Here is a 23,813-nt window from a genome sequence, read left to right on the forward strand (position 1 = left end):
ATATTATCGATTTCGGCCAGATAATCGTTTTTGGCGGTTTCGAAGGCGTCAGGGACAGCATTTTTCAGTGCTGTCATTTTGGTTACGGTGTCATTTATTTGAACTTTGGCATCCTGCATAGCAGTGACACCATCAAGCATTTTCGCCTGGCTGGCTTTGCTGTCAGAAACCTGAGACGCTAAGGTGGCAATGGCAGCTTGTAGTTGCGCAATCTTACTGTCCAAATCATCAACGGTTTGAACATCGCTCAGTTCATCGAGAACACTTTGCGGCATCTGACTTTTGACAGCATCGGGAATCATATCAATTAAGCTTGCGGATGCTCCGGCTGGTCCGCTCATCGTTGCGGATGCGGGCATTGCAGATGCTGAGGCTGATGCTGCCATAGCGGCGGACGCGGAAGCCGGCATCTCAACCATCGTGGTTCTCAGGCTTTCCAGCTGATCCAGGGCCTCTTTCTGAGACGCAATCGCTGTTTCCATTCCGGTGATCCCTTGATCGATGCCGTCATAAGCACTTTGTAAATCGGCAATATTGCTATCAATTTCTGTTGATGCATTATTCATGGCATTGATTCCGGTTTGGACGCCGTTCTGAATCTCGGCGATGGTATCCGGGGTCATCGCGGCAAACATATTTTCAGCGAGGATTTTGCTGTTTTCAGTAATCGTCGTGACATCCGAGGTTTTCATCAGATCCAATAGTTCCGGAGGCATGGTATAACCGCTGGTGTCATTCATATTGATTTTCACCGTTCGTGGGGTTGATAAGTCGGGAATTTCAATACCGGCCATTTTTTCTTTCATCGCATCATTGGACAGAAGTGAATTTTCGGTATCGGTAATTTCCTGGGCATAGGGGAGAGCGGGGACATTAACTTCTGAGGGCAGGATGTTCATAACATTTGTCTGAACGGCAAGTCCGGCATGTGAAATAAATCCGATCATGATGGCGGGAGCGATTGCCGTACCAATTGAACGAATAAGCGAAACGGTGGCCAGGGCGGAATTTGACTCCGCGGCAGCAGTATTGTCAAGCATCATATAATTGATCGGAGTCCCCATGGTGAATCCAATTCCAATGCCGATGAGGATCAGACAGACGGCAACAGTGATGAAATTCGGGTATGCGGTGGTGACAAAAATAAGGAACAGTGAGCCGAGAATGGATGCTGAAAATCCGATGGCCAGTACAAATTTAGCGCCAAATTTGTCGATCAGCTGGCCTGAAAGCGGGGCCCCAATACCGGCAAACAAACCGAGGATAATGACAAAATAACCGCCGCTTCCGGATGGAATTTTGAGGGCGTTTTCAGCAAACTGCGGAACAAAGATCATCCCCATCATCACCACACCGGTAATAAAGGAAAGAAACAGCGTGATCAGAATTGGCGGGCTTTTAAAATAATTTAAATTGATGACCGGATCTTCGGCCTTCTTTTCGGCTAAGATAAAGACCGGAAGAAGAAATACGAATAACAGCAGAAACGGATAGACAGAAGGGCTGGTGATGGTTTGATTGAAAGCAAAGAAATCGATGCTTTTTAGTCCATACAATAATGAAAGCACCATGCTGGTCAGGATCAGAATCCCCAAACCATCAATTTTTTTAGTGCTTTGTTCTTTGGTGTTCGGCAGGGCCATCAAGCCGGCAATTATAATAAACAGGGTAATCGGAACATTGACATAAAAAATAAACTGCCAGTTGTTTATTCCGAAGATATTAAGAATAGCACTGCCGGCAGAGGCACCGAAAATATTGGCAATTCCATATACGCCTCCGACGAGACCAAGTGCCAACCCGCGTTTATCTTCGGGAAAGGTGGTACCGAATTCGGCGGTTGCCACAGGTAAAATGCCGCCACCGCCGATGGCCTGGATCACTCTGGCGACAAGCAAAAATGAAAAGCTGCCGAAATTCTGGGACAGTCCGCAAAACAGCGAACCCACACCAAACAGCATAATGCTGAACAGATAGATATACTTGCGGCCAAATTTGTCTGCCAATTTTCCCATGACGGGGATACTGGCAGCATAGGCAAGTGTATAAATGGTGATCATCCAGATTCCGGTTTTTTCATCGACCATCAGATTGTTCTGAATAATGGTTCTGGCCGGTGTTACGATGCCGGTATCCAGTGCGCCCATAAAAATTCCCAGCAGATAGACTGCAAGGATGAGTCCGAATTTCGCTTTTTCATTCTGCTTTTTCATTGATTTGTCTCCCGCTCAATAAGCTTGGCAGCATTTGCTACCATTTTTTCCGTGGTTCTTTTCATTACGATAATATCCTCTTCTGAAATTCCTTCGTAAAGGCCTTCGTTCCAGTCAATCAGAATTTCATTCATATGTTTTATGATATTTTGACCATCCTGAGTTAGAGACACGAGATATTCACGTTTATTATCCGGATTTTGGATCCGGGTAATAAAACCTTTTTTTTCAAGCTTTACGGATGTTTTGGCAATGGCGCCCTTGTCGATCATATAATTTCTGGCTATTTTTTCCTGATTAACTTCATCGTGAGCGGAAACATACATTAGCACCAGCTGTTCAGAAAAACCCAAGTCATATTTTTTCAGTCGGCGTTCAGAAAAAGTACGACAAGACCGTTCGATGATTGAAAATTGTTTCATATAATTTCACTTCTTTCTGTAAAATGTTGCCGTTGCAACAATGGCAGAGACGACTGTTGTAACGACAACTAATATAGCATGCGGGAATCAATCTGTCAAGAAAATAATGCTGAGTTTGATAAGACGAAAATTTCTTATTCAGAATATCTCCATAAGTTCTACAAAACTTACTGTTATTATATCCATACACAATAAGTGACAAGGAGGTTTTGAATGGAACAGAAGCTTATTACAAAAACGCTGTTGGTCAAGGGGATGACCTGCGTCAACTGTGAAAACCGAATTGAAAACAAACTCAAGCAGCTAAATGGCGTGATCAGTGCCACCGCAAGTTATTCGCGGGCTCAGGTGAAATTTACATATGATGCCAATCAAGTCAGTCTGACCGCCATTGTGGCAGCCATTGAGGAACTGGATTATCAGGTGCAGCGGGCCGGACAAAAACAAAAAAATAAAGAGATCGAAGAAAAGCAAAAAAAAGCAAAAATGACGGAAATCTTGGTGCTTGTCCTGATTGTATTTGCCGCGAGCACCGTCATCAATCATTTTGGTGGTTTTAATATCTTTAACTCATTTCCAGTAGCAAAACAGGGTCTCGGTTATGGGGCCTTATTTCTGATCGGATTGCTGACCTCCATTCATTGCGTTGCCATGTGCGGCGGAATTAACCTGTCCCAATGTGTGCCACAGTCAAATAGTGGCGCAAACAGTGGTAAAAGCCATGCGAACTTCAAATCGAGTATTCTTTATAACCTGGGAAGAGTGGTTTCTTACACGATTGTCGGCGGTATTGTTGGGGCATTAGGGTCGGTCGTGAGTTTTTCGGGTGCTGCGAAGGGAATTGTGGCAATTATGGCAGGAATCTTCATGGTGATCATGGCGCTTAATATGCTCAATCTTTTTCCCTGGCTGCGCCGGTTTAATCCGAGAATGCCAAAGATTTTTGCCCAAAAGATTAATGCTAAAAAAGGAAGCAACAGTCCGCTTTTTGTGGGACTTTTAAATGGCCTGATGCCATGCGGGCCACTCCAGGCGATGCAGCTCTATGCGCTTTCCACCGGTGATCCTGTCAAAGGGGCATTGGCGATGCTGCTGTTCAGCTTAGGAACCGTCCCGCTGATGTTTGGGTTGGGGGCGCTCAGTTCACTGCTGAGCAAAAAGTTTGCCGCTAAAATGATGACGGCCAGTGGCGTATTGGTTCTTCTGCTTGGCGGGTTCATGTTCAGCAACGGCATGAGTTTGTCGGGGATTGCCCTGCCATTTGCAATCGGCGGCGGTTCGGTAGCGGCAGCCGCCTCTCAAAGTAATACGGCATCAGTCGACAGCGAAGGGGTTCAGACGATAACCACGAAACTAAGTCCCAACAGCTATGAACCGATAACCGTCAAGGTTGGGGTACCAGTTAAATGGATCATCCAGGCGGAGGCAAAAGACATAAATGGCTGCAATAATCAAATCCTCGTTCCCAAATACAATATTCAGCAAAAACTGGTACCCGGTGACAACGTGATTGAGTTTACGCCGACCGAAACCGGCACCGTTCCCTTCAGCTGCTGGATGGGGATGATAAAAAGCAAAATAACGGTTGTTGCTGATATCAACAATGTCACCAGTCAGGATATCAGCGGTGATTCCGGTGGTACAGGAATGGCAGCAGGTAGCGGCTGCAGCATGTGCAATAACATCAGTAACCAGTAAACGCGACGAACAAATGGATTGGGAAAGAAGGACGACAGATGATATGATCTTAGTCAAGACGGGGGGAATTCCCGTTGATGGTATGGTCATTGAAGGAAACACTGGCATCGACGAATCGGTGATCACCAACGCCCTTCGACTCAAGGAATTTAAAGCAAAATAAATAAAGAGGAGAATAAAATGAAACAGGAAGAATTTGGAGTTGTTGTTGAAGTGGATGGAAGTCTGGCAAAAGTTAAAGCGGCCCGACACGGAGATTGCGAAAACTGCGGGGCCTGCCCAGGAGATAATGCCATTCTCATGAATGTTCAAAATCCGATTTCGGCCAAGCCGGGGCAACGAGTCACGTTTGAGATGCAGGAAGCGAGTATGGTTTTGGCGGCATTTGTGGTATATTTTGTACCATTACTGGCAGCGGCGGCCGGCGCTGTTTTGGGAGGATTTGTTGGAAATCAGTTAACACAGGCGCTGGTGCCGTTTCAAATAGTCGGAGGAATCATCGGCTTTGGATTATCGTTAATCATTGTAAAAGCTTATGATAAAGCCATGAAAAATGATATCAAATCATTGCCGGTGATTGTAAAAATATTGAGTTAAAGTAAAATTTAGAGGAGAATAAAATGGAAAAAATAACATTGAATGTCAAAGGCATGTCCTGCTCCCACTGTGAAAGAGCGGTTAAAAATGGCGTTGGCGAACTGGCGGGCGTTGAAAACGTGACGGTTGATCTGCCGGGAAAAACTGTTATAATAGAGTATAATGCCAATCAGGCAACGATAGAAAGTTTTAAATCGGCAATTACAGAAGAGGGCTTTGAAGTAATCGACTGAACCAGCTAAAGCAAACGGCTTGATGCCAAGGGGCGTAACATGAATAATCATTTAAAAAAAGTGCTTGTGGTTGATGATGAAATTAAAATACTCGAGGTGGTGAAGTCTTTTCTGGAAAGCAAAGGCTTCACCGTCTTTGTTGCGGAAAATGGCCGACAGGCATTGGCGATCTTTGAAAGGGAGAACTTATCCCTCGTCTTGTTGGATTTAATGCTCCCAGACTTGTCAGGAGAAGAAATCTGTGTCGAGATTCGTAAAAAATCCCGGGTGCCGATTATCATGCTGACCGCCAAAATTGAGGAGTCGGATCTGTTGACGGGGTTAAACATCGGAGCTGATGATTACATCACAAAGCCGTTTAGCTTAAAAGAACTCTATGCAAGAATTGAAGCTGTCCTGCGCAGATCAAGCGACGATCTGGTGCCGCTTTATAATAAAACATCATTCAATCATGGCGATTTGGAAGTCGATTTTGAAAGCCACACGGTAAAAAAAAACCGGGTCGAGATCAACCTCACTCCTCATGAGTTTAAACTGTTGGCCGCTTTGATAAAGTATCCGAACAGAGTTTTTACTCGGGAGGACTTGATTAAAGTCGCTTTTGGGGATGAGTTCGAAGGATATGACCGTGCCGTGGACAGTCATATCAAAAATCTCAGACAAAAGATTGAAAGCGACCCCAGAAATCCGGTTTATATCCTGACGATCTTTGGTGTCGGTTATAAATTTGGGGGTGCTCAGAATGAAGCATAGTCTGCGAACAAAGTTAACGTTGACGATCGCTCTGGTCATGCTTATTACCATTGCCCTCATCAGCATTTTGGCGAATTTCCTGATTGAAAAGCAATTCACCACTTACCTGGCAAGTCAGCAACAGAACCAGACTCAGGAGATTGCCAACAGCCTCAGTCAACACTACAATGCAGCGACAAAAACATGGGATACAAACTTTGTCCAGACGATTGGTATGGACGCCCTTTATGACGGCTATATCATCACGGTTTACGATCTGGACAAGCAGACCATTTGGGATGCCCAAACCTGTGACATGAATCAGTGTTCCCAGGTAATGAATGATATTACTCAAAGTATGGCAATGAAGTACCCCCAATTAAATGGCGAGTTTACATCGAAAATTGTTGATATTACAGCTAACAATGAAAAAATTGGGACCGTCAGCATCGGTTATTATGGACCGTATTTCCTAAACGAAAATGATTTTCAGTTTTTACAGGCACTGAATGAAATTTTAATTGGTATTGCCATTTTTTCACTCTTCTTTTCGGTCGTGGTGGGTACAATTTTGGCTAAACGCTTTAGCCGTCCCATTTTAAAAACCGTCAATGCCACCAGACAGATATCCGATGGGGATTATGCCGTTCGTATTGAAGGAAACTCGAATACCCGGGAATTGGATGAACTGATCGGTTCAATCAACCATTTAGCTGATTCACTGGGCAAACAGGAAGCGTTGAGAAAACAATTGACGGCGGATGTCGCCCATGAATTACGAACCCCCATTACCTCAATCGGCACCCATATCGAGGCCATGATAGAGGGGGTATGGGAACCGACCATCGAGCGACTGCAAAGTTGCTATGATGAGATCTTGCGGATCGGCAAGATTACAGCTGATTTGGAAAGCCTTGCAAAAGTTGAAAGTGAAAATCTGAAACTGGATAAAACAAAAATCAATCTTACCGAGCTTGCCCAAAAGGCGGTTGGAAATTTTGAAGCGGACATCAATAAAAAACATCTGAAAATTTCAATGGACGGGAACGGTTCAGATGTTTGGGCTGATCGGGACAGAATCAGCCAGGTCTTGATTAATCTGCTGTCCAATGCCGTGAAATACACGCCGGATGGCGGTGCGATTCAAATCGTATGCTCGGAAACGGATCAGTGGGCGAAGATCACTATCAAAGACACCGGCATCGGGATTCCGGAAGATGAGCTGCCATTTGTCTTTGAACGTTTCTACCGTGCCGATAAATGTCGAAACCGTAAGACCGGAGGATCGGGAATTGGTCTCGCCATTGTTAAATCCATTGTGACGGCACACGGCGGTTCAGTTGAGGCCGAAAGCCGTCTAAACGAAGGCAGCTGCTTTACGGTGATGTTGCCAAAATGACATCAAAGGCTACCACTTTTCGTATCGGATTGGATCTGTGAAGAAGCATAAAGCCGATTAGAAAATTTTTTCTGATCGGCTTTTTTTTCTTTTTAAATCCCCAATAACTCAGCGATGTTTTCGCCGAGAACGGCGTCGGCAACAGTGGATGACTTTGAAACTTTCAGAATGGCTTCCCTGGACAGTTGGAGATCGCCGAAGGGCCGGTCAACGCCGAAAAGGCACTTTTCAGGCAGTTCATTAATCACCGTACTCAGAACAAAAGTGGAAAAATAAGCGGAGGTGTCCAGATATAGATTGGGAATTTCTTTTACCAGATCCATCGTTTCCAGCCAGTTATTCCCCCCCAGATGCCCCAGAATGACTGGGGTGCCGGGATATGCTTCGGCAAAAGCGGCAATCTCCTGGATATCCGCTAAAGTCAGGGGGAAAAAGGCATGCACCCAGATTGGCAGATTACCGTATTCACGGGAAGCTATGAAAATGTTTTTAAGAAGAGCTATTTGGCCGCTTCCGATTGTAAATTCGCCCATGCCGGCCAGTTGGTTGCGAAAAATATTCTCTTCCACATAGGCCATTGTTGCATCTTCATCCAAGCCCGGAGGAACAGCGCCGAAGCCGACGTAACGGTCCGGATAGCACTGGATGGCGTTCATGAGTTCGGCAATTGATTTTTTGCGTACTTGAATCATCGACCCCATTTTACCGGCGAGTAAATTGTTGAGATAGGTCATGGCTTGTTTTACTTCACTGGCGTTCTCAGCTGCTTCGGGATGGAAAGAGGTTGAAAACAGGACGGTTTTATCGATACCGACGCGGTTCATTTCTTTTATGTGTTCGTCAATTGGCAGGGTTACATGTGAATGTCCATCAATTATCATAATTATTTTTTCCTTTTCATTATAAAGTTGAATTTTTCTTGCTCTTTTATTATAATGAGTTTATGAAAATAAGAATAGTACGCACTATTTTGTGTGATACATACAAAAAGGAAAGTGATAGATATGCCGGAAAAAATTTGTTTTGTAAATAACAAGGAACCCTTTGAATATACGCTGTCTATCGTTACTGGGAAGTGGAAATTGAAAATCATTTATCTTCTTGCCTGTATGGGAACGGTGAGGTATGGGGTTTTAAAAAAGAATATTGAGAAAATCACGCACAAAATGCTGAGTTCTCAGCTCAAGGAACTGGAGGGTGAAAACATCATTCTTCGAAAAGAATACCCTCAGGTACCCCCGAAGGTGGAATATTCCCTGACGGAAAAGGGACAGAGTCTGATTCCCCTGGTGAACGATATGTGCAGTTGGGGAAGAGAACATCGTTAAGTTATGGTATGAAATAATCCAATGGTATCGAATAAATAGAGTGACGTGAGTTTACAATCGCTTTTCTATGAAAAAAATGTTTGTGGAAACGATTCGTAAAGCAATAAAAATTTCGGCATGGGAAAGCATGATGAAAAATTATATAAGTTTAATAAATTGAAAATTAAAAAACAAATAGGATAAGAAGGAAATATAGGAATTCATAACGAAAATAGTTTTATTAGAATTAATAGTGGCAAAATAAGCGGATTTTTTCATTCTTTGAAAACGTTATATTGTAAATAAAAATATTTTTACTAATCTCTTGACAAAGCTTAGACTGAATATTAAACTTATTTATAATTCAAACAATAAAGGAGAAAAGCATGACAGCACATTTAACTCAGAAAGAAAACTTTTTACGCGTGGCTCGTGGTGAAATGCCGGAATATGTACCGGTATCGACATTTTTCAGTATCGAAGAAGCGCCACTTTATTCAATGGCAGACCCCAGTATTCTGGGAAGCTTTAGAGGCCCAGGCGGCGGAAAAGATCCTTGGGGCGTTACCTATGTCACTGGTGAAGAGATCAAATTTGCCGCACTTCCGAAACCCAACGACTTTATTCTGACCGATGTTACAAAATGGCGTGATGCGATCAAAGCGCCGGACTACAGCGGATTTGACTGGGAAGCGGCTGCCAAAGCAGACCGGAAAAAATATGTGCAGGATCCAGATAAGACAGCCTTTGTGCTCGGTGGTTTTGCGGATTTATTTCAACAGTTTATCGGCTTTATGGGATTTACAGAAGGGCTTTGTGCCATCTATGAAGAACAGGAAGAAGTCGAAGAACTGCTGGATTATATGCTTGAACATTCACTCTATATCACCAAGAACTTACTTCATTACTATAAGCCTGAAGGCTACTATCTACTTGACGATACCGCGTCAAAACTTAATCCCTTTATTTCTCCAAAACTATTTAATGAAATCTTCGTCCCGCGGTATAAAAAATGTCTGGACCTTGTCCGCGATGAAAACGTTCCGATCTTTTATCACAATTGCGGCAGATGCGAGGATTTGATGCCGTCAATGATTGATATTGGTGTAAACGTTTGGGATCCGGCGCAGGCGCAGAATGATCTCGTCGGTATGAAAAAAAATTATGGCCGAAAACTTGCAATCAACGGCGGCTTCGAGTACACCATGCCGAGCACCTGGCCGGTTGTGGATGAAGAGGAAGTCCGTGAAACGGTACGGGATACCTACCAGAAGCTGGCCCCTGACGGCGGTTTTATTTTCAATGGAATGCTGACATCCCTCGACTTTGAAAATCCTAAAGTTCAGGAAGTCAACGGCTGGATTTTAGATGAAGCGAAAAAACTCAGTAAAACGGTGTATCAGTAAAACAACTTTGAACGACAAATATAGAAAAATCAGGGGCATAAAATATGAAGATACTAATTCTAGGGGGATTTTTAGGATCCGGAAAAACAAGTGTTGTCATCCAGCTGGCAAAATATATTCTGGGGAGCAACCCTGAAAACAAAACAAAAGTTGTTATCCTGGAAAATGAGATCGGGGAAGTCAGCATTGATGACAAATTGCTGCGCGGCAGCGGCTACGAAGTGGCGAACATGTTTTCCGGCTGTGTCTGTTGCACGATGGCCGGGGAACTCGTCATCGGGCTGCATAACATCATCCGGGACTTCAATCCCGAACTCATTATCATGGAAGCAACCGGAGTGGCTTATCCGGATAATATTAGGGAAACCATCGAACAGTCACTGCCAGATGCGGATTGTAGTATTACCTGCATCACCGATGCAAAGCGGTGGAAAAGATTGTTTCGGCCGATGGAAATGCTGCTCAAAGGACAGCTCGATGCCGCCGATGTCATTCTCATAAACAAAACGGATTTGGTTGATGGAGATACGTTAGACGAAGTGGAAGCATCGATCAGAACATTTAATGACATGGCACAATATTTCCGGATCAGTGCGGCCGAGCCGATCGACACTGTCGTATTCGAGGCTGTGCTCGGCATTGAACAAAGGAGTTTTAAATGATGAAAAGCGATCAGATCAAGCAGCACGAACATGATGAAAGCTGCGCGTGCGGATGCCACGATGAGCATCATGATGAACACCAACACCACGAATCAGAACCTCATCACCACGAACACCAACCGATTACCATCACCACCCATGATATGAGTATTGTTGGTTCGTATACATTCAATATTGAAAAAAACTACAAGGAATCAGAAACAATCCTTGACGATTTATTAAAGCAGGCTGCAAAGGAAGTCACTGATTTGGGGGGAATCATTGGTCATATCAAAGCCTTTCTAAAATCCGAAGGGGAAAGCTGTATGATTTCAATTACCGATGATGAATCAAATAAGCGTTATGTAAAAGAATCCCGATGCACCGTTGAAGGCGTGGCGATTGTCTTTTGTATTGAACCGGAGCAACTGCAGGATATTCTTGAAAATGTGTTTAAAGAATATATCAGTGAATAACGAAAAATTACGCCCCAAAAGTATATTGTTTTGATAAGCGAGTTGATTGATAATCAACTCGCTTATCACTGTCGGCAAATCAGCGCACCGCTCAATTGTTAGGCTGTTGTCTGGTCCGATCTTACCGACGTACTTCGTTGACACGATTTATTATAAGAAAAAATCCGAGTTGTGAATAGTTATTGTTTACAAATCACTGATATTGTAGTAAATTGATAGTAGAATAATTTTATAGGAGGCAATGTAATAATGGATACAACTGCAATGTTTAGTTTGACCTATGGTCTTTTCGTGGCCGGAGTAGCAGAAGGCGGAAAGAAGAATGCCTGTATTATCAATACCGCCGTTCAGGCAACCGCTGAGCCGGTACGTATGCATGTAACAATGCTGAAAGAAAACCTCACCACTCAACTGATCAGAAAAAAAGGAAGCCTAACCATTTCCGTTCTGTCCCTTGACTGCCCGTTGGAGCTGATTGGTTCTTTTGGCATGAGAAGCGGACGTGAGGTTAATAAATTCGATGGAATCGACTACCAAACCGACGGCAACGGAAATCCTTATCTGGATAAAAATACGGTCGCCTATATGAGTCTCAATGTCGCTTCAGTCATTGATTTGGAATCTCATTACCTGTTCATCTGCGATGTTGTCGAAGCCGAAAAAACGCAAAAAGGTCAGCCGATGAGCTATGGCGATTACCGAACGCTTAAATCTGGCGGCACCGTTGGAAAAGAAGGGGCCAAGGCGGGTAAGAAACATTGGGTATGTTCAGTTTGCCACTATGTTTATGACGGCAAAATACCGTTTGAAGAATTACCGGATGATTGGACTTGTCCGGTGTGCCAGAAACCAAAATCCGTATTTATTCTTGAAGACTAATGAAGACTAATATCGAAGAAAAAAATCGCTGAGAAAAATGTAAAAAAGCAACGAACCCCGGATGGGCGCGTTGCTTTTTTTACATGAGATTGGGAATGAAAAGAAAAAGAAAAGGGAGATTTTCATCTCGCAGGTTTATAATAACGCTGAAAACTTTAATGAAACTTGAAATTCAGCAACGCTTAAGACTACTGGCCCAAACGGAGTGCTTTCCGAATGAGGAGTAGAATTTTACAAATTATACCCCAGCGCAAGTATTTTCTTGACGCTTTCAATTATTGCATCCACACCGGGAAAAAGGCTTGGGTACTTGCTCTCAGAGTTTGGATTTTCAACAAAAATAAATCCGTCTGCTTTTAACTGATCAATATTTCGCTGGACACTTGGTTTGCTGTACATGGTCGGGTTGATGTGGGTAGCAACCAGAAGCGGCGATTTTGCCGACAAAATACTCGTTGAAAGCAAATTATCAGCGATCCCATTGGCTGCCTTTCCTAATGTATCGGCAGATGCTGGCGCAATTAACATTAAATCGGATTTGACTGCGATCGCTTGGTGATTTAAATCAAAAGCTTTTGGCAACTCAAATTGTTCAATTTGAATTGGTGTTCCGGCTTCTCTTTGAACCATCAAAGGGGTGACAAAGTTTACAGAATTAGGGGTCATAATAACATGCACTTCAGCGCCTAAATGCCTTAGTTCTTTAATCAGATCCAGGGCTTTGACGGCAGGACTGCAGGCGGTAATGCCTAAAGTAATCGTTTTTCCATTTAACATGGTTAATACCTCCAGAATATAGTCTAGATTATTATTATAGCACAGGCAGAATATTATAAGTCCTAACGCTATTTATTTTTAAGGGTGAAAAAATTAAATATAAAAAAAGAAGGATAATCAAAAAACATGATATGATAGTAAAAATTACAAAAAATAAAAAATGAATTAAGTAGAAAGGACCGAAAAAAGATGAAAACAGCTGTTATTTATTATTCTCTGGAAGGAAATATGGAATTTGTTGCTAAAAAAATTGGGGGCAATCATGCTGCTGATTTGATTAGGCTGATTCCGAAAAAAGAGTATCCAACTGGAAAGGTCAGCAAATATGTTTGGGGTGGAAAAAGCGCCACCTTTGGTGAAAGACCGAAACTGGCAAATGAAACCATCGATCTGGAAAAATACGATACCCTGATCATCGGCAGCCCTGTTTGGGCAGGAACGTTTACCCCCCCGGTTCACACCTTTCTGCATGACTACAGCATCAGCGGAAAAAATATCATTCTGGTGGCAACGAGCATGAGCGGCGAAGCGCAAAAATGCTTGGCAAAGATGAAAGACTATTTACAAGACAATAATATTATCGAAGCTTTTCAATTTGTTGAGCCGCTGCATCAGAAGGATGCCGGCTTGGATGAAAAGATCAGACAAATCCGAAAACGGATTGGCGCCGAAGCCTAAATTTTCCAGGATAAAAAAAGATATCTTCGAGTCGATACTGACGGTGATTGAAACAGAATATCTGTCATTGGAAGCAACAAAACGGATACGAGGAAACAAGCATAGAGAGCAATGAATATTTAATCAAGATGCGGGGTATAAGAAGACCAATGGATACCGGTACAGCCAGCCATCGGTTACCACTTTTGGGCGCAGTCCGATTGCCATCAGAAGGCTGACGTATATATATGAAAATAATCAGGAGGAACAGATATGAATTGTAAAAAATGCGGGGCCCCAATCACCGCGGATACCGAATTCTGCAGGCAATGCGGGACAGCAACGCGAGAAGACGCGGCGCCGCCATTGGGCGGCACGAATAGTCTGGTGGGTTGGTCAACGCACTGGCAAGATCCCGAAATCATGGCGGCGGTAAAAAAGAAAAATGCCACCGCCGTTGGATTCGCATGGGCCCTGGCGCTGGTATTTCCGATTGGCTTTCTCATTGCCGGGCTGTTGATCAAAACGATGCCCCTGGCCGGAGGGCTTATCATTGGTATTGTCTTAGGCATAGTAATGCTTGGCATTAATATGTTTTATATCAAGACCCGGAAGAATCAGATCTGGGAAGGTGTGATCACCGAAAAATATGAGCTTAATAAACATGCCGATGATGATTCGGATGATGACGATGATATCGAATATGTGCTGGTTGTTCAGAAAACAAACGGTCAAAAACACAAGATGATCTATAATAATCGGCGGGAAATGTACGACTATTTTGAAATAGGCGATCGCATACGTTATCATTCCGGTCTGTCAACCTACGAAAAATATGATAAATCCCGAGACCACATTATCTACTGCAATGTCTGCTCAGCAGAGAATCTGATTTCAAACGACCGCTGTGACTGCTGCAACAGCCCTTTGTTCAAATAAAAACAAAAAATCAAGCTTTGCCTGCTCACCATAAGGAAGAAAAATGGATGTAATGATCATCGTCCGGACTTTTTTTCAACTTTCACTGCACTTTATGATCACAAAAATGATATAATTATCTTTTAAGTGACGAAATTGGAGGTTTATATGATTAGAAAAGTGAGTAAATGGCTTTCAGCGAATCGGCATGCGTATGCAATGCTGTTTTTTATTTTTTATCTGGCGGCCTTTATTACATTGGAGCATTGGAACCGGCCGGTACATTTAATCCATTTTTTCCTGGATGATTACATACCGTTTAATGAATATTTTATCATTCCATATTTCATGTGGTTTTTTTGCATAGTAGCTTCATTAGTCGGATTCATGGTTTATGAAAAAGAGACTTTCCTAAATTTATGTCTGATGATGTTTGGCGGGATGACCTTCTGTCTGATCATTTACGCAGTCATTCCCAACGGACTTGATATCAGAGGGGAAATAGTAGGGAACAATCTCTGTTGTCTGCTGACAAAATGGCTCTATTCAATTGATACCCCAACGAATGTTTGTCCATCGATTCACGTAGCTAGTTCGATTTCGATTGCCTTTGCGGTGTGGAAATCGAAAAAATTGAAATCCTATTCGAAGTTTCAATTTGGAACGATAGCCCTGTTGATCTTAATTTGTATTTCAACCGTATTTATCAAACAGCATTCCCTGATTGATGTGTTCTGCGGAATCCTGTTAAGTACCTTTTTATACTATGTGGCATATTATACAAATTGGAAGAATATTACGGTTTGGACCAAGCATCAATTGGTTCTGAGGCACCGGAGATTACACTCGAACAGTTATCGAAGATGGAAATTCTAGACGAGAATGGCTGCTGAAAATAAGAATGGAATAAAAAAATTCAGTACAACGTCACAAAAATTGTACTGAATTGAAGGGGGATATATATGAACTGGCTTTTAAAGAATCACCAGAGAGACTTTGAATCAGTGCGGAGCGATGATAAAAACTGCAAAAGACTTCCCCAGATAGCAGGCAATAAAAAACCTGCAGAATTAAAAAAATCAATCCGACAGGAGTCATTAGCTCATCAGCAATTTAGGTGAACTCCATCACCTTTTTTAAAGTGATTTCAGGATAGCACGGGGGAAGAAATGCGTCAAGAGGATAATCAATTGAAATCGTAATCAAAAAAATGTAACCAAAATAAATTTAGCTACATTTAAGATATGCATTCGTTTGATTAAATATTTTGGGAAAAATCAATCGAACCTCGGTTATTAGTTCGCTTTTCTCATTGATATTCTGCTTCAGATCAAGTACAATGGATAAAAAGGTGATGAAGTTCACCGTGGCAAATGCCTAAATGCTCATGAGCTGATGACTTCTGCAAATAAATTTGTGGATGCATCAGTTTTTTTATGCCCTAAAAAAGCTAATGAGTGGTGCCTTAACAGTGCCCTAGGCAATATTAGAAGGATGAAAGGGAAACTTTATGAATAGGACAATCCAGAATACCCTCAAAGAAGCGGCTGAACTGCTAAAACGTTCAGGCATCTGTGAAGACGATATTATAACCGTTCAAAATTTTATGAAAAAGCTGGATAACCGAGAGCTGATCATTTCAGTCATCGGACAATTCAAGCGGGGTAAAACATCCTTTATCAATGCTATTTTAATGGAAGATCTTTTGCCGGTGGGGATCATCCCGGTGACGTCGGTCGTGACAAAAATCCAGTATGGCAGGGGTTATGCCACCGTATCATTCAAATCGGGTAATGAAGAAACGGTTTCCCTGGATACATTGGGAGAGTTCATCAGCGAACAGAACAATCCCGAAAATAAAAAAGGCGTCTCTTATGTCAATCTTTATCTGCCGCACGATTTTCTGAAAAACGGTCTTACGCTTGTCGATACACCAGGGGTCGGTTCCATTCATCAGCACAACACCGATGATGCCTATTCTTTTTTGACCGAGAGCGATGCCATTATTTTCATGATCTCGGTGGACAGTCCAATTAACGAAATTGAAAGAGCATTTCTGGCTGCGGCTAAAAATCATGCCACGAAATTCTATTTTGCTGTTAATAAAATTGACACCATCACGTTGTCGGATCTAAATGCCTACCTGGGCTATTGCCGTAATATTCTGAGTGACCTCATGGATGGAGAAGGCGTTGATCTTTTTCCCATCAGTGCCCGAAAAAACATTGGCATCGATACGCTATTTTCTACAATTCAGGAGGATCTTAAGACATCGGTGGATGAGATTCTTAGGGATTCTGTTCGGATTAAACTGAAGGAGGTTTTAATATCGGCATTGTCGCACATCGAATTGTACAATATCGCTTTACATCTGCCGCTTGATAATCTTGAAGCGAAAAAAGCGCTGCTCATTGTGAAACTTGAAAATCTTGACCGGATCATCAAGAATGCATCTTATTTTCTTAGTCAGAAGATTGATGAAGTTCTTGAACGAATTCAAGGGGCGTTACATACAGAAGCGATAGTCATCAGCGATGATCTTACAGCAACACTGAAGACTGTCTATGAAATAAATCGTGGCAAAAAAACGAGGCAGTTTGAAGAAGCATTGAAAGATGTTCTGAAAATGGATTTAAACGGCCATCTGACGGAACTGAGCGACCGGGGCTTGTTAATCCTTGAAACGGGATATGAGGAGGCGGCAGACTTGCTCAGCCAGAAGATCGATGACTTGAAAGATTTTCTGAAACAAGTCATCGATGAACTTTTTGGCATTGCGTATCAGTATAAAACGACGAATCAAGGCTTATCCGAACGGGAAGATTTTTATGTAAGTGTTAATAACGATAGCGGATCGCTGTTGCTGGATATAAACGATTTTGTTTATTTGCTGCCCAGGTCTTATGCCAATCAGAAAATTTTTAGCCGTTTTGTGAAAAAAATGCAGGACGATGTGGAATACAACATCAACAATATGATTTACAATTATCAATATAAACTGCGTGAGAGTGTGCGCACCTTCAATTCGACATTGGACACGGAGTCCACGGTGCTGAAAGAAGAAATTGCCGATATCGTCAATCGCGTGATTGCCGATAAAGAAAACACCAGCCTGGAACTGGACGAAAAAATGAATGACCTCAACCAAATTTGCAAAGCTTTGAGATTACGTATCAATGAATTGTGAAAGATTTTGCGGTCGCAGCGCTATGCTTCTTTTCCTTTTAAATTAAATAGGATGATGTTTGCGATGATAATAATTCCGCCGATGAAAGTGCCCATATTGGGAATTTCATTCAACAGCATAAAGCCCATCACCGTTGACAGCAGTGGTGTGACAAACATAAAATTGGTCACGTCGTTTGTCTTATCGGCCAAGGAAAGTGCTTTTCCCCAGAAAAAGTAAGCCATTGCACTGGGAAATGCACCAAGATAAATAACTAACAGCAGGTATTTGGGTTGTGCAGTCATTAACTGTACAACGCCCTGTGGTGCGAAAATCGCCAGCAGAATGGCACCGCAGCACATGCTGTAAGTTACGATTTCCAAAGCGGTGTAGCCTATGCTGGAAAGCTTGCGGTTTAAAAAATTGTAACCGCAGAAAACAGTGGCAACGCAAAGGGTCCAAATCAGGCCGATATTGACGGAGAACATACCTTCCCACAGCAGTAGAATCAAAACGCCGACAAAGGCCAGTAGGATGGTGAACCAGCCAAGCCGGTTTATTTTTTCGCGAAAGAAAATGGAGGCAACCACCGCAGTCATAATTGGGGTCGTGGCGATAATAATGCTGGCGGTTGCAGAGGTCAGCTTCTGCATTTCATAGAATTTAATATTATCATAAAATTGCTTGTTGATGAAATAAAAAAATAAAAGGCGGCCATCGCGGGGATGGCCGCCTTTTACTGAAAATCCGTCTTTGCCTATTAAATATATGCAGCCGCTTTGAAAGCGGATGAAACAGCTGAAGCGAGACTGGTTGTCACTTCGTAGGCATCGCCGACGACAAAAACTTCCGTATTGGGGGCACTCCCGCGTAAAGAGTCGGCGATGGTATGGTTTGGAGAAACGCCAAGAGCCAAGAGCACCGTATCCGCCGGAAATTCGATTTTTCCCGGTTCTTCCAGGTTGGTGCAGATGACGCTGGTATCCGTGATTTCCTCTAGCCGGGAGTTGAAATGGATGGGGATATTCAGCTTTTGTATTTCCGTCATGATATCGCCAAAGACCGCATGGTTGGATGCCATGAGCGAAGACAATCCCGCTGCCATCTCGATGACGGCAACATCCCGGCCTTCACGGGCGAGCTCAATCGCACATTCAAGACCAACCGCACCGGCGCCGATGATTAGGGTCTTGTTGCCGACTGACACCTTGCCGCTGTCAGCTTCCGGGGCCCAGTGGACATGGGGTTTCTCGACCCCGGGAACTTTCGGAATGATAGGACCGGCACCGACGGCAATGACGATCGCGTCATAACCTTCCGTATCAAGCAACGCTTTTGTCGCCTCGGTATTCAAAAGGATTTGTCCCGGTGCTTTGTTTGCCTGTCGTACCATGTAGTCGAGATAGTCCTTCAGATCCTGTTTGAATGAAGGGGCCGCAGCATAATCGATCACGCCGCCGAGATGATCGCTTTGCTCATAAAGCGTCACGTCATGACCGCGGTCGCAAAGTGTCAACAGGGCCTGGATCCCGGCCGGTCCGCCACCGATGACGGCAACTTTTTTCCTGACCATTGCGGGTTTTACCCGGCCATCAGGAAACTCGGTTTCATTGCCCACGAAAGGATTAACAGCGCAGATCAGGACAGCGGGATTGATCAGGCGGGCGCAGCATTGCTGGCAGCGGATGCATGGACGGTGATCCGCTTCGTTGCCCAATGCAAATTTCCGCGGCATTTCGGGATCGGCGAGATAGGGACGGCCCATTGCCGCAAAATCAGCCTGGCCGGCGGCGATGATCGCGTCCGCATTTTCAACATTCATAATCGAGCCGACGGTGCAGACCAGCAGCTCAGGGAAGGCTTTTTTGATATCGGCGGCGTAATGCACATTGAACATTCGGTCCATCAGGTAGTTCTGCCACCAGTTTCGGAAGTATTCAAAGTCGCTGTGGAGACCTGCGGAAACATGGAGAATGTCGACCTGGTCCTGGATCAAGGCAATGAACTGGAGTGTTTCTTCAAAATGCATGCCTTTCGGATGGATCTCATCTGCAGAAATACGGTATTCAATCACGAAATTCTCCCCGCATCTTTCGCGAACGGCATTAAGGACCTCAAGGGCAAAACGGGCTCGGTTTTCGATGGAGCCGCCGTATTCATCCGTCCGTTTGTTGTACAGGGGGCTGGCAAATTGGCCAAGGAGATTGCCATGGGCACCATGAAGCATGCACATTTTACAGCCCGCTCTTTTTGTCCGGAAGGCGGCGGCAGCGTATTTTTCAACGGTATCCCTGATTTTTGCATGATTCATTTCAATTGTGGTCACCGGTTCGCGGCCTTGCTGTGCTGCTGCCATTACCTCACCGGAGGTAATAATGGCGGAAGGCCCATAGATCTTTTTACCATCTGAATAGGGGACACTGACGCCGCTGTGGTTAACTTCCAACGAGAGTTGTACGCCGAATCCCTGGGCCATTTCGACGAGTCGGGTGAGGGGGAGGATGCATTCATCGGTTGAAAGATCCGGCTGACGCGGCTCATCCCGGGATTCCGGGTCGATGACGGCATTGCCTACGGTAATGATGCCGGCGCCGCCGCGGGCAAAGGGGCGGCAGAAATTGACAAACTCAGGCGAGATGGTGCCATCTTGGTTCACGAGGTTGGGGGACATTGGCGCGACTTCCAGGCGGTTCTTGAATGCAACGCCTCTGATTCGGATCGGTTCAAATACATGTTCATACTTTGTTTTCATAGTATCTTCCTTTTTTTTACACTGGTTGAATTAACCTAATTTACTAATACATTCGCAGCGGTTTGTGTAAACGATATAAATCAAGTTCAGTTCAGTATAAGCCCTGCTGTTATCTTTGTAAATCATACTCTTTTATTGAAAACCGCCCCCCCGTCTTATATCATGTGGATAAGGTGGGGGCCAGCGAATCGAATACCGAGTCAGAAAGCAATGGCGACACCGGGGGTCAACGCATGGCATGACGACGGTTTCCCGACACTTGTCTTTTTTACAAATCATTGTATAATGTATTTATAAATGAACTGCCAGAAGAAAATGAAATATAGATGCGCGGTTATATTTTGTGATAAAATAGAGATGCGAAAACGAAAATTAGGAATTCAAGGAGAAAAAATATTGAAAAGTTTGAAAAAGGTAACCGCTTTACTTCTCGCTGGTGCCGTGGTACTGGTATTGGCAGGCTGTTCATCAGGAACAACGCAATCGGCAACAACGGGAGAAATTAATGGCGGCGGGTCAACATCGGTCCAAAAGATCATCGATGCGGTCGGATCGGAGTATACGGCATTAAATCCGGATATTAAATTTACTTACAGCGGCACCGGTTCTTCAGACGGAATCAAGGGGGCAATATCGGGCACCTATTCATTTGGTTGTTCATCTCGAGATTTAAAGACCGAAGAAAAAACGAATTTAACCGAAATGATATTTGCCTATGACGGCATTGCAATAATCGTCAATCCTGAAAATACGGTATCCGGTCTCACCAAGATACAATTGGCAGAAATTTATACCGGGGAAATTACAAATTGGAGTGAAGTCGGCGGAAAAGATGCGCCGATTGTCGTTGTATCCCGGGAAGACGGCTCAGGTACCAGAACGGCAACTGAAGAATTAGTGGGATTCACGGAACAATTAAAAGGCAGTGCGACCATTAAAGAAGGAAATGGCAATGTTCAGACAACGGTTGCCGTCAATCCCAATGCCATTGGGTATGTATCCCTGACTTTTGTTAATAAAACCGTCAAGGCCATTGATGTGGATGGCGTCAAAGCAACTGTTGATAACGTGCTAAATAAAACGTATGCGCTATCTCGACCATTCGTGGCTGTTTATGATGCCACCAAGGTTGACGATGTCACGCTGGCTTTTCTTGATTTCCTGATGAGCAAAGATGGTCAGAAGATTGTGACCAAAAATGGTGGCATAACGGTGCTGTAAAAAAATCGGCAGTCAAAATATTTTTTAATCAATTTTATCTGGATAGGTATAAATAAGAGACTGGGGTGAATTGGCCATGACAAAAAATGATGTTGCAATGAATAATGAAATTTTTATCGAAAATGAGGATAAGGCGAATCAATATGCTGCCAAATGTTTAATCTTTGTTGCCGCTATTGTTGGAATGGTATGGATCTTAAATGCCATCGATTTTTTCATCATTCCCAAAATACTGATGAATATCGCGATGCCGATCAGTATGGGTTTGCTTTTATTGCCGACACTGCTGAATAAAGTAATTGGCGGCCATAAGTGGTACCTAAAATATCTCATTATGTCATGCACGATCCTGGGAATAACCATTCTTTCCATGATGATGACGTTGCATACGGTACTGGCGTGGCTGTGTCCTTTGCTGATTTCCTGCCATTATTATTCGCGAAAATTCACAGGATGGACATTGGCCGGCAGCGTCATTTTTATGACCATTGCCATTTTTGGCGGACTTTATGTGGGCTTATGGGATTCGAATATGATGCTTAGTGTGGACGTGGGGCAAGAACGGATCATCACTGCGAGTATTCTGATCAGAACACTAAAATTTTATTATCTGCCGCGGGTATTTACCTTAGTGGCGCTGTCGCCAATTTGTTTCACTTTGGCGAACCGCACCCGAAATCTTCTGAAAAAACAGGAACAGGATAATGAAGAAAAACAACGTATTTCAGCTGAATTAAATGTGGCCACCCAGATCCAGGTTTCCATGCTTCCAAGCATCTTTCCGGCCTACGCTGACCGAGCAGAATTTGACATTTATGCGACGATGCTGCCGGCTAAAGAAGTGGGCGGCGATTTCTATGACTTCTTCTCAATTGATGACGATCATCTGGCCGTGGTTATTGCCGATGTGTCCGGCAAGGGTGTTCCGGCGGCGTTGTTTATGGTGATTGCTAAAACATTGATTAAAAATCATATGCAGGCCGGCATGACCCCGGCAGAAGTTTTTGCTTTAGTGAATAACCAGCTTTGCGAAAATAATGAAGTGGGTATGTTTGTCACAGCTTGGATGGGGGTGCTGGAAATTTCGACCCATCATTTTATCTCTGTGAACGCAGGACATAATCCACCGCTGCTAAAAAAAGCTAACGGCAGTTTTGAATATTTGAATTTAAATTCCGGCTTTGTCCTGGGAGGAATGGAAAATACTAAGTATCAACAGGTAGCAATGCAGCTGACTAATGGTGATGAACTGGTTCTCTATACCGATGGGGTGACTGAGGCAACGAATGTCAACAATGATTTATATGGCGAGCAACGATTGCGGTCTGTTCTCAACGACAGTATCGGATTAACTCCGGATGCCCTGCTGTCAATGATAAAAAAAGATATTGACAACTTTGTTAATGGAGCACCTCAATTTGATGATATTACCATGGTTGCCTTGAAAATCAGTGAAGGATAGCAATCACTGATAAGAAAAACGAAACGCTTTCCGGTTAAAAACAAGACTGGCAACTGATTTATTCCAGTCTGAAAAAAGTGATTAATAAACGAACAAATGCTCAATAAATGAACGTCTTTTTATAACGAAAAACGTTTAAAAAACGAACATAAGCAATGATAATATGAAAAAAGCCTATTATCTGGTCTTCTTTTTATTGGCATGAAAATTGCTTTTTAAATAGATGTGCTGATTAAACGAACATAAATTTGCATGTTAATTTGGACTTGATTGTGGTATAAACAGATAAGTTGGACTTGGTTGTAGTATCAAGAGATAAATTGAGATGAAAAAAAATTTTTAAAAAAAGTGGAGGACAAAATGACAACTACCGGTAAATTATTAGATATGGCAAAAAAAATGGCTGAAGCGGCTGCAGTAAAAGCAATCGAAATTGATGTGCCAATGGTGATCGTTATATGTGATGCAAATGGAAATATGGTATTATATAACCGTATGGAAGATTCTTTATTAGCCAGCATGAGCATTGCGACGAATAAAGCCTATACCGCAGTTGCACTTAAAATGAGCACCGACACCTTAACCGACCTTGCCAAAGAATCAGGTCAACTCTTTGGCATCACTTCATGTGATAATGGAAGAATGGTTGCCTTTGGCGGTGGCTTCCCCATTATTGAAAACGGCAAAATTATCGCTGGCATTGGTGTCAGTGGTGGCAGTGTCGCAGAAGACATGAGCGTGGCTCAGGCTGGTCTGGATGCACTTAAATAAGCTGTAAACACTTATTAATTGGCCAGCTGATACGAAAATAATTAAAAAAATAACGGAACTTTACATAGATAAAATTAATCAAGTCC

Annotated in this window: 24 protein-coding genes and 2 riboswitches; of the genes, 18 read left to right on the plus strand and 6 right to left on the minus strand. The window is 43.3% G+C overall.

Annotated features, from left to right (window positions below; translation table 11 throughout):
* Together FZC40_RS13035 and FZC40_RS13040 are read right to left on the minus strand one after the other, a co-directional pair.
* Positions 1-2,213, minus strand: a 2,213-nt coding sequence (locus FZC40_RS13035; RefSeq protein ID WP_148605032.1) for an MFS transporter, incomplete at its 3' end; no start/stop codon positions are given.
* Positions 2,210-2,635, minus strand: coding sequence for a MarR family winged helix-turn-helix transcriptional regulator (locus FZC40_RS13040; RefSeq protein WP_148605034.1), 426 nt, complete (start codon positions 2,633-2,635; stop codon positions 2,210-2,212). The genes FZC40_RS13040 and FZC40_RS13035, both read right to left, overlap by 4 nt.
* Positions 2,636-2,848: 213 nt before the next feature.
* Between FZC40_RS13040 and FZC40_RS13045 the strand changes: the two genes are divergently transcribed.
* From FZC40_RS13045 to FZC40_RS13065, 6 genes are read left to right on the plus strand one after another with little or no spacing between them, the layout of a single operon-like run.
* Entirely contained in the window at positions 2,849-4,333 is a 1,485-nt protein-coding gene (locus FZC40_RS13045) for an urease accessory protein UreH domain-containing protein (protein WP_148605036.1), read from the plus strand.
* Positions 4,334-4,346: 13 nt separating this feature from the next.
* Complete coding sequence (locus FZC40_RS17905; RefSeq protein ID WP_475638847.1) at positions 4,347-4,496, plus strand: P-type ATPase actuator domain-containing protein; 150 nt, start codon at positions 4,347-4,349, stop codon at positions 4,494-4,496.
* 17 nt (positions 4,497-4,513) lie between these two features.
* Positions 4,514-4,930, plus strand: a complete 417-nt coding sequence (locus FZC40_RS13050) for a SoxR reducing system RseC family protein (RefSeq protein ID WP_148605038.1) — start codon at positions 4,514-4,516, stop codon at positions 4,928-4,930.
* A 23-nt stretch (positions 4,931-4,953) separates the two neighbouring features.
* A complete protein-coding gene (locus FZC40_RS13055; RefSeq protein ID WP_148605040.1) occupies positions 4,954-5,163 on the plus strand; it encodes a copper ion binding protein in 210 nt (69 codons plus the stop codon).
* A 39-nt stretch (positions 5,164-5,202) separates the two neighbouring features.
* Positions 5,203-5,916, plus strand: a complete 714-nt coding sequence (locus FZC40_RS13060; protein ID WP_148605042.1) for a response regulator transcription factor — start codon at positions 5,203-5,205, stop codon at positions 5,914-5,916.
* Positions 5,906-7,294, plus strand: coding sequence for a sensor histidine kinase (locus FZC40_RS13065; RefSeq protein ID WP_148605044.1), 1,389 nt, complete (start codon positions 5,906-5,908; stop codon positions 7,292-7,294). Before FZC40_RS13060 ends, FZC40_RS13065 begins: the two co-directional genes overlap by 11 nt.
* 92 nt (positions 7,295-7,386) lie before the next feature.
* Here the strand turns inward: FZC40_RS13065 and FZC40_RS13070 are convergent, their stop codons facing one another.
* Positions 7,387-8,175 (minus strand): amidohydrolase family protein, encoded by a 789-nt coding sequence (locus FZC40_RS13070; protein ID WP_148605046.1) that lies wholly within the window; start codon positions 8,173-8,175, stop codon positions 7,387-7,389.
* A 123-nt stretch (positions 8,176-8,298) separates the two neighbouring features.
* Here FZC40_RS13070 and FZC40_RS13075 point away from each other — a divergent pair, with 123 nt between their 5' ends.
* The 5 genes from FZC40_RS13075 (at position 8,299) to FZC40_RS13095 (ending at position 12,003) form a co-directional block, all read left to right on the plus strand.
* The gene (locus FZC40_RS13075) at positions 8,299-8,622 is read left to right on the plus strand and encodes a winged helix-turn-helix transcriptional regulator (protein WP_148568274.1); all 324 of its coding nucleotides are present in this window, start codon (positions 8,299-8,301) and stop codon (positions 8,620-8,622) included.
* 365 nt (positions 8,623-8,987) lie between these two features.
* Positions 8,988-10,007, plus strand: a complete 1,020-nt coding sequence (locus tag FZC40_RS13080; RefSeq protein ID WP_148605049.1) for a uroporphyrinogen decarboxylase family protein — start codon at positions 8,988-8,990, stop codon at positions 10,005-10,007.
* Positions 10,008-10,051: 44 nt separating this feature from the next.
* Positions 10,052-10,669, plus strand: coding sequence for a GTP-binding protein (locus FZC40_RS13085; RefSeq protein ID WP_148605051.1), 618 nt, complete (start codon positions 10,052-10,054; stop codon positions 10,667-10,669).
* Positions 10,666-11,124, plus strand: coding sequence for a hypothetical protein (locus FZC40_RS13090; RefSeq protein ID WP_148605053.1), 459 nt, complete (start codon positions 10,666-10,668; stop codon positions 11,122-11,124). The genes FZC40_RS13085 and FZC40_RS13090 overlap by 4 nt, the downstream gene beginning before the upstream one ends.
* A 249-nt stretch (positions 11,125-11,373) precedes the next feature.
* Positions 11,374-12,003, plus strand: a complete 630-nt coding sequence (locus FZC40_RS13095) for a flavin reductase (protein ID WP_148605055.1) — start codon at positions 11,374-11,376, stop codon at positions 12,001-12,003.
* Positions 12,004-12,234: 231 nt separating this feature from the next.
* Here the strand turns inward: FZC40_RS13095 and FZC40_RS13100 are convergent, their stop codons facing one another.
* Positions 12,235-12,780, minus strand: coding sequence for a flavoprotein (locus FZC40_RS13100; protein ID WP_148605057.1), 546 nt, complete (start codon positions 12,778-12,780; stop codon positions 12,235-12,237).
* A 189-nt stretch (positions 12,781-12,969) separates the two neighbouring features.
* Here FZC40_RS13100 and FZC40_RS13105 point away from each other — a divergent pair, with 189 nt between their 5' ends.
* The 4 genes from FZC40_RS13105 (at position 12,970) to FZC40_RS13120 (ending at position 17,542) form a co-directional block, all read left to right on the plus strand.
* A complete protein-coding gene (locus FZC40_RS13105; protein ID WP_148605059.1) occupies positions 12,970-13,458 on the plus strand; it encodes a flavodoxin family protein in 489 nt (162 codons plus the stop codon).
* Positions 13,459-13,710: 252 nt separating this feature from the next.
* Complete coding sequence (locus FZC40_RS13110; RefSeq protein WP_148605061.1) at positions 13,711-14,376, plus strand: zinc-ribbon domain-containing protein; 666 nt, start codon at positions 13,711-13,713, stop codon at positions 14,374-14,376.
* Between the two features lie 147 nt (positions 14,377-14,523).
* The gene (locus FZC40_RS13115) at positions 14,524-15,231 is read left to right on the plus strand and encodes a phosphatase PAP2 family protein (protein ID WP_148605063.1); all 708 of its coding nucleotides are present in this window, start codon (positions 14,524-14,526) and stop codon (positions 15,229-15,231) included.
* A 205-nt stretch (positions 15,232-15,436) separates the two neighbouring features.
* Positions 15,437-15,496, minus strand: a riboswitch (Fluoride riboswitch).
* Between the two features lie 200 nt (positions 15,497-15,696).
* Positions 15,697-15,767: riboswitch (Fluoride riboswitch) on the plus strand.
* Between the two features lie 98 nt (positions 15,768-15,865).
* Positions 15,866-17,542 carry a dynamin family protein gene (locus FZC40_RS13120; RefSeq protein ID WP_148605065.1) on the plus strand — a complete coding sequence of 559 codons (1,677 nt, stop codon included), beginning with the start codon at positions 15,866-15,868 and terminating at the stop codon, positions 17,540-17,542.
* Positions 17,543-17,562: 20 nt separating this feature from the next.
* On the opposite strand, the gene FZC40_RS13125 is transcribed toward FZC40_RS13120, so the two are convergent.
* Both FZC40_RS13125 and FZC40_RS13130 read right to left on the minus strand, forming a co-directional pair.
* Entirely contained in the window at positions 17,563-18,312 is a 750-nt protein-coding gene (locus FZC40_RS13125) for a DMT family transporter (RefSeq protein WP_311135689.1), read from the minus strand.
* Positions 18,282-20,273, minus strand: coding sequence for an oxidoreductase (locus tag FZC40_RS13130; RefSeq protein ID WP_148605069.1), 1,992 nt, complete (start codon positions 20,271-20,273; stop codon positions 18,282-18,284). The genes FZC40_RS13125 and FZC40_RS13130 overlap by 31 nt, the downstream gene beginning before the upstream one ends.
* A gap of 396 nt (positions 20,274-20,669) precedes the next feature.
* Here FZC40_RS13130 and FZC40_RS13135 point away from each other — a divergent pair, with 396 nt between their 5' ends.
* The 3 genes from FZC40_RS13135 (at position 20,670) to FZC40_RS13145 (ending at position 23,727) form a co-directional block, all read left to right on the plus strand.
* On the plus strand, positions 20,670-21,494 hold the full coding sequence (locus tag FZC40_RS13135) for a phosphate ABC transporter substrate-binding protein (protein WP_243135815.1): 825 nt from the start codon (positions 20,670-20,672) through the stop codon (positions 21,492-21,494).
* Between the two features lie 76 nt (positions 21,495-21,570).
* Positions 21,571-22,956: a PP2C family protein-serine/threonine phosphatase gene (locus FZC40_RS13140; protein WP_148605072.1), complete on the plus strand. Its 1,386-nt coding sequence runs from the start codon at positions 21,571-21,573 to the stop codon at positions 22,954-22,956.
* A gap of 360 nt (positions 22,957-23,316) precedes the next feature.
* Positions 23,317-23,727: a GlcG/HbpS family heme-binding protein gene (locus FZC40_RS13145; protein WP_148605074.1), complete on the plus strand. Its 411-nt coding sequence runs from the start codon at positions 23,317-23,319 to the stop codon at positions 23,725-23,727.
* Positions 23,728-23,813: the final 86 nt, after the last annotated feature.

Source organism: Acetobacterium tundrae (genome assembly GCF_008086615.1).
GTDB lineage: Bacteria > Bacillota > Clostridia > Eubacteriales > Eubacteriaceae > Acetobacterium > Acetobacterium tundrae.